A 9,407-nucleotide genomic window follows, 5' to 3' on the forward strand; every position below is an offset into this window, starting at 1 on the left:
TTTTAATTTATCCCAAGATATCTTTTTAAAATAATAGTGGCTGAAATGCTATCTAGCCTACCATCTCGCTTTGTATTGGTGTAAATTTCACTAGCTTCGCTGCTGCTAAAGGCCTCATCTTGATAGACAATATTTGCCTTTACATCAAGAAGTGAGACAAAATGCTCGATGCGTCTTCTCATCTCATCTTCGCTACTACCGCCGATTGGCACACCCACTACCAGCGTATCTGGGGCATATTCATTTACCGTTTGGCTCACATCTCTTGCAGCTTGATTTCTATTTTTTCTAAGCACTGGCTCAAGCGGCGTCACGACCTCGCCAAAACCAAAGGCAAGCCCTATTCGCTTTAACCCAACATCAATAGCCATAAATTTCTCTCTCATAGCAAGCTCTTTACTCTTAGATTTGAAATTTCAACTAGCCCTTCAAGCTCGTACTCATAGATGATATCGCCAAATTTTGCCAAAACTTCATCAAGACTTACGCCATTTTTACAAAATTCTAAAATCTCGTCACTAGTTTTTTCTTGCTCTTTAATCTTGCCAAAAAGTGAAGCAAATTTATGATAGCCATCGATAAGCTCGGCTTTTTTATTTGCAAGCAAAAAATTTGTCCCATCGCTTTCACCTATGCGTTGTGGCAGTACATAAACTGGAATTTTAAGCTCGTTTGCAAGCCTTGCACTTTGCATAGAGCCACTTTTAAGATCAGCTTGCGCGACGACTAGAGCTTCACAAAGCCCCACAACTATGCGGTTTCGCTCTAAAAATCTATAAGCAAGTGGCGGCTCACCTTCATCATACTCACTAAGAGCCAAGGCTTTTTCATAAATTTCTTTTATTGCCACTTTATTTTGGCTTGGATAGATGGTATCAAGTCCGCTCGCAAAAATGCCAATCGTTCGTGGCATAGCAGCTTTATGAGCTGCAATATCAACGCCGATTGCTCCACCACTTACCACGCAGATATTTGCACTTTTTAGTGCTGTACAAAGTGCTGCAACACACTCTTTTGTATAAACACTTGCCTTTCTTGAGCCAACAACTGCGATCTTTGGTAAGGATAAAATCGAAGTATCTCCGATAAAATTTAGCTGTTTTGGTGGATTTTTTAGTCTTTTTAACGGCTCTGGGATAAAATCAAGTCTCATAAAATATCTTTTAGATAAACCACATCAACATCTTTTAAAAGATTATTTTTACTCTCTTTTATAACCGAAATCGTATTTTTCTTTGGATGTCCAATTGCGATCGCGTAGCCTCTTTTTTTAGCCAAATTTACAGCAGCCGCAAGCTCACGCCTAACAGCACTAGCCGATGGATCGTCGTCTAAAAATATATCTCTTGAAATATATGGCTGATTATGTTTTTTTGCAGCTCTTGCTACAGCGGTTTGAGCGATAGTTTTGCTATCAACAAAGACAAAGCCCTGCTGTATCAGCGCCCTATATGCCTTATCCATAGCATCAAAATCGCTTGTAAAGCGTGATCCTGTGTGGTTGTTTGTATATTTTGCACGCGGGAAGTCTTTGCGTATCTTTTTTATCTTTTCGTGCATGCTCTCAAAACTCTCGTTGATCGTGAGAGTGCCTATCTCTGGGCTATCAAAGTGCTTTGCTTGCATCGGAAGATGTATCATATAAAACTCAAATGTTCTTGCGATATTTGGCGTATCTGGATGAGTCTTTGTCGCTGGAAAAATAGACGGTGTGATTTTTAGGCCAAGTGACTTTATCATACTTGCATGTTCAAATGTCGCCACATCGTCTATTATGATGACGAGCTTTGCACGTCCTTGTATGCTGGTATTTGGCGTAAAAGGTACCGCTTCAAAGCTATCTTTTTTTATATTTTTTTCTTCGTATTTTGTTTTTTCTATCTTTTTGGTAGTTAAATTTTCAGCTTTTTTAGCTGGCTCGACTTTTGTGTTCTCGCTTTTAAATTTCTCTTTTTTTTCTATTTCAGCGCTTTTATTTTGATCGACTTTTGCTTCAAAATTTTGAGGTTTTAACTCAGTTTTTTGTTCGATTTTTGAGCTATAAAATGGCTCTATCTTTTGTTCATTTTCTATTACGCTAGGCTCTGTATTTTTATAACTTGCAAGCAAATTTTTAGTATCGTTTTGCTCTTTTTTTATCTCTTCTTTTTTGGCTTCACTCTTTACTTCAGCTATCTTTTTTTGCTCTTTTGGCTCAACTTTTGAATTTAAAGCAAGCTCACTTTTATGCTTAGGATCGGTAAAAATTTTACTTAAATTTTCATCTTCATCAAATTTTAGAGGGTATTTTCTCTTTTCGTACTCTTGTTTTTTCTCTTTACTGGCAACCTTTGGCTCAGCTTTTTTAGAAATTTGCTTCTCTATCTTTGGCTCATTTGCTTTACTTATCTGTTCTGCACCATTATTTTTTATACTAAGAGCTACGCTAAGTGCTATTATCAAAATAGCCGCGATAATGCCGATACCAAGATAGGTTTTATTGTGAGAGCGACCTACACTCTTTTTTGTAGGTCGCTTCTTTGTAGTCTTTTTTTCGCTCAAGGCTTAGTTTTTATTTTGATCTATAAGTTTGCCATTAGTTATCCAAGGCATCATCGCACGAAGTTTTTTGCCAGTTTGATTTAGCAAACTTCTCTCAGCTATACCGCGTTCAGCGTTCATTCTAACATATCCTGCTTTTCTCTCTAGGATGAAGTCTTTTGCAAATTTACCATTTTGAATCTCTTTTAAAACTTCTTTCATGGCTTTTCTGCTCTCTTCGCCAACCACTCTTACACCGCTTACGTAATCACCGTATTCAGCTGTATTTGAGATAGAATAACGCATATCAGCCATGCCACCTTGATACATCAAATCAACGATTAGTTTTAGCTCATGCAAGCATTCAAAATACGCCATCTCAGGCTCATATCCAGCCTCTACAAGAGTATCAAAGCCAGCATTTACTAGTGCGCAAAGACCGCCGCAAAGTACAGCTTGCTCACCAAACAAATCTGTTTCAGTTTCATCTTTAAATGTTGTCTCAATAATGCCGGTTCTACCGCCACCTATACCGCAAGCATAGCTTAGAGCGATCTCTTTTGCCTTTCCGCTTGCATTTTGCTCAACAGCGATAAGATCAGGTATGCCACCACCTCTTACGAATTCGCTTCTAACTGTATGTCCTGGGGCTTTTGGAGCGATCATGATGACGTCTATGTTTGCAGGAGCTTTGATCTGTCCAAAATGAACATTAAAACCATGTCCAAATGCGATAGCAGCGTGATCTTTTAAATTTGGTTCGATCTCATTTTTATAAATTTCTGCTTGAAGCTCATCTGGAGTTAAAATCATAACCACATCAGCGCCCTTTGTAGCTTCGCTTACAGTTTTTACCTCAAAGCCTTTTGCTTCAGCCTTTGCCCAGCTTTTGCCACCTTTTGAAAGGCCAATCACAACGCTTACACCGTTATCTCTTAAATTTTCAGCATGTGCATGACCTTGTGAACCAAAGCCGATGATTGCTACTTTTTTACTTTGAATAAGGCTTAAATCGCAGTCTTTATCATAATAAACATTTATAGCCATTGTTACTCCTATTATTAAAATTTGGCAAAATTATAACTTTAGCCAGCAAAAATTCGGCTGAAATATGCAGAAACTCTTTTTAAGTTTTATGATAATTTATTTTGATAAAATACGCTGAAATTTCAAAAAAAGAGATAACTCAATGAATGAATCAGTTTTTAAAAAAATCAAAGCACTTCCACCATTAGATGACACAGTTATACAAATTCAACGCTTACATGCGGACGAAAATAGCTCAATAAGTGATCTTACAAAAGTGGTCGAAAAGGATCCGATGCTAACAGCAAATATCTTGCGTTCAGCAAACTCTCCACTTTATGGGTTTTCTCAAGAGATCACAACCATCGCAAGAGCTATTTCTCTTTTTGGTATGGCTACTATTCGAGGTTTTGCGCTTTCAAGTACGATTAAAAAGAGCTTTTCTATAAATTTAGAGCCTTATGGCATTACTACACAAGATTTTTTAAATATCTCGATAATACAAAATGCACTGATGTACAATTGGCATTCTAAAGTTAATCCTAAAAGCCTAGAAATTCTCTCTCCAGCTTCATTTATGCTTGAGATTGGCAAGATAGTTCTTGCTCATGAATTAGCCGAAAATAAGCAAGACGTCGAATTTAGGGAAAAACTTAAAAATATATCTAGTCCAATCGATCTTGCCCTATTTGAAACAGAAATTTTAGATATGTCAAATGAAGAAGTTACAGCTAAAATTTTTGAACAATGGAACCTTGAGACAGAGCTTAGCAGCTCAATACTCTATTCAAACAATCCAGAAGAGGCACCAGATCATATAAAAGATTACGCAAAAGCCCTAAAAGTGATAAAAACGGCTGTAAATATCTTTAATCAACTTGATGATATAAGCATACAAAATACCCTACCTCTTCTTGACGAATACGGCTTTGGACATGATACGTTTTTAATGGCTGTTGCTAAAGTCAAAGATAATTTGTGAAAGAATTTCTAACCTCACTACTAGTTGGCATCAAGGAAAAAGAAGTTTCAAACGAAGATAAAGAGATTTTACGAAATCTCTTAAATCTTGGTGCCGTAAGCTCTCATAAAGATAAATTTTATCTAAACAATGGCTACGTCTGTGGCAAGCTAGACATCAGCCAAAACGCAACTGGCTTTATCTTGCCGTTTGATAAACGCTTCAAGCAAGACATCATTGTTGAAAATAAAAATTTAAACAATTCACACCTTGGCGATATAGTGTTAGCAAAGCTTTTGCCGCTTAAAAAAAAGCGCCAAAGCGCTAAAATAGTAATGAGCCTAAAGCTTGCCAATGAGACAAGCGTGGTCTACACAAAACGCTTTGGAGTAGCTATCTTAGGTGTAAATTTAAAAACCGGACTAAGCACAACCCTAAAGGCGACACAAAAAAGTCTAAAGATGCTCCCACTTGGGACGCTATTAAAGATAAATAACCTAAACAACGAGATAGTCGAGGTTTTAGGAAATTTAGAAGATCCGCTAAGCGATGAGAAAATTTCGCTTGCCATTTATAATAAAAATGATAAATTTAGCGAGGCTTGTGAGCTTGAGGCAAAGGCATTTGGCGATGAAGTTGATGCTAGCATGTATCCAAACAGGGTTGATCTAAGAAATTTAGAGTTTTGCACGATCGACCCAGTCGATGCCAAAGACTTTGACGATGCCATATATTTTGATGAGAAAAAGCGCGAAATTTACGTAGCGATCGCTGATGTAAGCGAGTACGTGACTGCATATAGCGCCATTGATAGTGAGGCTAAAAAAAGAGGCTTTTCTATCTACTTTCCGCACATTTCAGTACCGATGTTGCCGCGCGCGCTAAGTGAAAATATATGCTCGCTAAAGCCAGACGTGCCACGCCTTGCATTTTGTTTTAAAATTTCACTTGATGCAAACAACGAGGTAAAAAAAGAGGAGCTTTTTGAAGCGATTATCCTTTCAAAAAGGCGCTTTAACTACGATGAGATCGATGAAATTTTAGAAGGCAAAAGAGAGTGTGAAATTTCATGGGTCAAGCCACTTTTTAAACTCACCACAAAGCTTCGCAAAAAAAGGCTTTTGCACGCATTTGACTTCAGGACAAAAGAGCTTAGAATGAGCCTTGACGATGAGGGTCAAATTTTACAAACTAGATTTGAAAGTGACTCCGACTCCCATAGACTTGTTGAGGACTGCATGCTTTTAGCAAACAAAGCCGCCGCAAAGCTCATTACAAAAGGTGTTTTTAGAAACCACGCATCGCCTGATTTTAAAAAGATAGATACCTTGCTTGAGGACCTGCAGCTTCTGGGGCTTGACTTTACTTATGAAAACGATCTTGCAAATTTAATAAGAAAGATACAGCTAAAAGCCGATGAACTGGGCAACCGTGAAGAGATAGATAAGCTCATCATCAAGTCTCAAAAAAAGGCTGAATACTCAAGTGAAAATTTAGGCCACTTTGGGCTTGGATTTGATAGATATACACACTTTACAAGTCCTATTAGACGCTATTCTGACCTTATTTTACACAGGCTTTTAAAGGCTAAAATTTCAAAAGATGAGAAACTTTACAACTTCTTGCTTTTAAACATCCAAAGCACCTGCGCAAATTTAAGCGAGCTTGAAAGAGAAGCCGACAAAGTAGCCTACGACTTTATGGATAGAAAATTTGCACGCTGGGCAGCAGCAAACATCGGCAAAGAGGTGCGTTGCTACGTGAGCGAAAACCAAAATGTCTTGGTTGCCAAGCTTGATGATCATTTTGTTGGAGCTAGGATTTTTATAGCAGGATACAGCGCAAATTTACTTCAAAAGCTCGTTGTAAAGATCACAGAGGCTGATATTGCAAGCACTAAAATTTTTGCAAAAGTGGTAAGAAAGATCGATGTATAGAAAAGATTTGGAGCTAAATTTAGCAAATGCAAATTTAAGCAACTACTTCTTACTTTTTGGGGCGGACGAGTTTCAGATCGAGCTCTTTGGCAAAGAAATTTTGAGCTTTTACTCAAGCGAAGATGCGAATTTATTAAGCCTTTATTTTGATGAGTATAACTACGCGCAAGCAAGCTCTCATCTAAGCGAGCAGTCACTTTTTGGCGGTAAAAATATCCTTTATGTAAAAAGCGACAAAAAAATCCCAGCAAAAGAGCTAAAAGAGCTCATCTCGCTTTGCTCAAAAAGCCAAGATAATTACTTTTTATTTGAACTTTATGAATCCGATATGAAACTAGTTTTTGATATACAAAAGACTTTTGGGACAAATTTTGCGAGATTTTTTAAGCCATCAACTCCAGATGAAGCGATAAATTTACTAGCTAAAAGCTCAGCTAAAATAGGCCTAAACATAACCAAAAATGCACTTTATGAGCTTTATTTTACACATAATGAAAATTTATACCTTGCAGCAAGCGAGCTAACAAAGCTAAAGAGCCTAAACGCTCACATCGAACAAGACGATGTCAAAAGGCTGGTTTTTGGACTTGGCGGGATAAATTTTGATGATTTTTTTAACAAATTTATGGCTCTAAAGGATATAAAAAATGACTTTTTTACCTACTTAGAAGATCCAAATTTTAATGAAATTTTACTTCTAAACTCACTTTACAAAGCATTTTTTAGGCTATTTAAAATTTACTCTTACATCAAGATAAATGGCCGCTTAAATTTAGACGAAGCGATCGGCTATCAGCCGCCTGTAAATGTGGCAAATTTACTAAAAGCAAATAGCTTAAAGCTAAGTTTAAATGCCTATTTGGAGATATTTAAAACGCTAAATTTAGCCGAGCTAGAGCTAAAAACAAATACAAAAATGGATAAAGAAATTTTCGTCTTATCGACCATTTTAAATCTGCAACACCTCATATCAACAGCAAATATTAAGTAACTTTAAGCTAAAATCCACGCTTGCTTAAAGCAAAATCCTTGCTCACAAAGTGAGCTAAATATCCATAAGGAGAAGAAATGAAACATTACGAGCTTTTATTTATTCTTAAGCCGACATTAACGGAAGAGGAAGTTAAAGCTAAAGTTGACTTCGTAAAAGAAGTTATAACAAAAAATGGTGGCGAGATCGCTACTGTCGTTGAGATGGGTACTAGAAAACTAGCTTATACCATCAAAAAATACGAGCGTGGAACATACTTTGTTATCTATTACAAAGCACCACCAGCGCTTCTTGCAGAACTTACAAGAAATGTAAGGATCACTGAAGATATAATAAGATTTTTAAGCGTTAAATATGAAAATAAACGCGAAATCGCAGCTTGGGAAAGACTTTGCAAAGGTATCAAACAAACTATAAAAAAAGAGCCTCGTGAGCCAAGAGCACCGCGTGAGCCAAGAGTTGAAAAAGTAGACGAGCAAACTTTTACAGAAGAATAATCAAGGATAAAAAATGTTCAATAAAGTAGTACTAGTTGGGAATTTAACAAGAGATATCGAGCTAAGATACACTACTAGTGGATCTGCTATAGGAAATTCCGGTATTGCTGTTACTAGAAAATTTAATGCTAACGGCGAAAAACGTGAAGAGACATGCTTTATTGACATATCATTCTTTGGCAAATCAGCTGAGATAGCAAATCAATATTTAAGCAAAGGCTCTAAGCTTCTGATTGAAGGAAGATTAAAATTTGATCAATGGACCGACAACAATGGACAAAACCGTTCAAAGCACTCAATCGTAGTTGAAAATATGGAGATGCTTGGCGGAAATAGCGGAGCTAATGGACAAAGTCAAGGTGGATTTAATCAAAATAGTTCGTACTCACAACAACGAAATAATGGTTCAACTAATAGCTATGGCAATGGTGGATATCAAAATTCAGCACCACAAAGACAGCAAATGCAACCACAAAATAAAAAAGTACAAGAAGAGTACTATGAGGAAAAAATCCCTGATATAAACATTGACGCCGATAATTTTGATGGCGACAACGAAATACCGTTTTAATTTAAAGGATAGAAAATGGCAGAAAAAAGAAAATATTCACGTAAATATTGCAAATTTACAGAAGCAAAAATTGATTTTATAGATTATAAAGATACTTCTCTTTTAAAGTATTGTTTATCAGAGAGATTTAAAATAATGCCAAGGCGTTTAACTGGCACATCAAAAAGACATCAAGAAATGGTAGAAAAAGCGATCAAAAGAGCTCGTCATGCAGCTATTATACCTTACATAGTAGATCGCAAAGATGTAGTTTCAAATCCTTTTGATGGACTATAATTAATTAACTTATTAAGCCCCTATTAACGGGGTTTATCCTAATCTTAAATATCCTAGATTTATATTCTTACAGATTTTTATTTATTGAACACAGTTTAAAATATTTTTCAAGTACTATCTATAATTTTGATTTAACTTGCACGAGGTAAATAGAATTTATTCAAGTAGACATCTCAAATATATACTGTCTTTAAACAACTCTTTAGTTCAAAAATAACTTATTTAGCGATATGTGCAATCAATGTCGTTGATCCATATTATTCACAATTTTTACCACAAATCACGCATCATCCATCGTATAGCAATAGCTGTCCACATAATACTAAAAGACAAGATACTTAAATATAAATAAATTTTATTAAATAAATCCAATATTCACCTATTTGGTGTCTGCATATCTTGCAAGTGGGCTTTATAATATATTTTATTTTGAAAACTTATTGATGCCAAACCAACCTAACCATGCAACTATGTTAGCTAAAAACAAATTTTAAACATCCTTTTCTTGACATGTAATAATGTTTTTTGTATAATCTCAATTCTTTTTTAAACAAATGTCTTGCTAGCTCAGTCGGTAGAGCATCTCACTTTTAATGAGGGGGCCGTTGGTTCGAATCCAACGCAGGAC

10 protein-coding genes are annotated in these 9,407 nt (G+C 36.2%); 6 read left to right on the forward strand and 4 right to left on the reverse strand.

What is annotated here, in order from left to right:
• Nucleotides 1–2 precede the first annotated feature (2 nt).
• The 4 genes from ruvX to ilvC are packed head-to-tail and all read right to left on the reverse strand — an operon-like array spanning nt 3 to nt 3,567.
• On the reverse strand, nt 3–386 hold the full coding sequence (ruvX, locus tag CVS95_RS09185) for a Holliday junction resolvase RuvX (RefSeq protein ID WP_107696402.1): 384 nt from the start codon (nt 384–386) through the stop codon (nt 3–5).
• On the reverse strand, nt 383–1,153 hold the full coding sequence (locus CVS95_RS09190; RefSeq protein ID WP_107696403.1) for a DNA-processing protein DprA: 771 nt from the start codon (nt 1,151–1,153) through the stop codon (nt 383–385). Before CVS95_RS09190 ends, ruvX begins: the two co-directional genes overlap by 4 nt.
• Nucleotides 1,150–2,541, reverse strand: a complete 1,392-nt coding sequence (locus CVS95_RS09195; protein ID WP_107696404.1) for a divergent polysaccharide deacetylase family protein — start codon at nt 2,539–2,541, stop codon at nt 1,150–1,152. The genes CVS95_RS09190 and CVS95_RS09195 overlap by 4 nt, the downstream gene beginning before the upstream one ends.
• A 3-nt stretch (nt 2,542–2,544) precedes the next feature.
• Nucleotides 2,545–3,567, reverse strand: a complete 1,023-nt coding sequence (gene ilvC, locus CVS95_RS09200) for a ketol-acid reductoisomerase (RefSeq protein ID WP_054196937.1) — start codon at nt 3,565–3,567, stop codon at nt 2,545–2,547.
• 142 nt (nt 3,568–3,709) lie between these two features.
• On the opposite strand from ilvC, the gene CVS95_RS09205 reads away from it, so the two are divergent.
• The 6 genes from CVS95_RS09205 to rpsR all read left to right on the forward strand — a co-directional run bounded on the left by CVS95_RS09205 (nt 3,710) and on the right by rpsR (nt 8,779).
• Nucleotides 3,710–4,528, forward strand: a complete 819-nt coding sequence (locus tag CVS95_RS09205; RefSeq protein WP_021091523.1) for an HDOD domain-containing protein — start codon at nt 3,710–3,712, stop codon at nt 4,526–4,528.
• On the forward strand, nt 4,525–6,444 hold the full coding sequence (locus CVS95_RS09210; protein WP_107696405.1) for an RNB domain-containing ribonuclease: 1,920 nt from the start codon (nt 4,525–4,527) through the stop codon (nt 6,442–6,444). Before CVS95_RS09205 ends, CVS95_RS09210 begins: the two co-directional genes overlap by 4 nt.
• A complete protein-coding gene (gene holA, locus CVS95_RS09215; protein ID WP_107696406.1) occupies nt 6,437–7,435 on the forward strand; it encodes a DNA polymerase III subunit delta in 999 nt (332 codons plus the stop codon). Before CVS95_RS09210 ends, holA begins: the two co-directional genes overlap by 8 nt.
• 77 nt (nt 7,436–7,512) lie before the next feature.
• Nucleotides 7,513–7,932, forward strand: coding sequence for a 30S ribosomal protein S6 (rpsF, locus tag CVS95_RS09220; RefSeq protein WP_021091458.1), 420 nt, complete (start codon nt 7,513–7,515; stop codon nt 7,930–7,932).
• Between the two features lie 13 nt (nt 7,933–7,945).
• Nucleotides 7,946–8,503, forward strand: coding sequence for a single-stranded DNA-binding protein (locus CVS95_RS09225; protein ID WP_107696407.1), 558 nt, complete (start codon nt 7,946–7,948; stop codon nt 8,501–8,503).
• Between the two features lie 15 nt (nt 8,504–8,518).
• A complete protein-coding gene (rpsR, locus tag CVS95_RS09230; RefSeq protein ID WP_021091467.1) occupies nt 8,519–8,779 on the forward strand; it encodes a 30S ribosomal protein S18 in 261 nt (86 codons plus the stop codon).
• Nucleotides 8,780–9,407: the final 628 nt, after the last annotated feature.

Origin of the sequence: Campylobacter concisus (genome assembly GCF_003048905.1) — a bacterium.
Taxonomy (GTDB): domain Bacteria; phylum Campylobacterota; class Campylobacteria; order Campylobacterales; family Campylobacteraceae; genus Campylobacter_A; species Campylobacter_A concisus_V.

Excerpts from the sequence above, each read along its gene's own strand:
- ruvX (WP_107696402.1), bottom strand. The coding sequence starts at position 386 with ATGAGAGAGAAATTTATGGCTATTGATGTTGGGTTAAAGCGAATAGGG.
- CVS95_RS09190 (WP_107696403.1), bottom strand. The coding sequence starts at position 1,153 with ATGAGACTTGATTTTATCCCAGAGCCGTTAAAAAGACTAAAAAATCCA.
- ilvC (WP_054196937.1), bottom strand. The coding sequence starts at position 3,567 with ATGGCTATAAATGTTTATTATGATAAAGACTGCGATTTAAGCCTTATT.
- CVS95_RS09205 (WP_021091523.1), top strand. The coding sequence starts at position 3,710 with ATGAATGAATCAGTTTTTAAAAAAATCAAAGCACTTCCACCATTAGAT.
- holA (WP_107696406.1), top strand. The coding sequence starts at position 6,437 with ATGTATAGAAAAGATTTGGAGCTAAATTTAGCAAATGCAAATTTAAGC.
- rpsF (WP_021091458.1), top strand. The coding sequence starts at position 7,513 with ATGAAACATTACGAGCTTTTATTTATTCTTAAGCCGACATTAACGGAA.
- CVS95_RS09225 (WP_107696407.1), top strand. The coding sequence starts at position 7,946 with ATGTTCAATAAAGTAGTACTAGTTGGGAATTTAACAAGAGATATCGAG.
- rpsR (WP_021091467.1), top strand. The coding sequence starts at position 8,519 with ATGGCAGAAAAAAGAAAATATTCACGTAAATATTGCAAATTTACAGAA.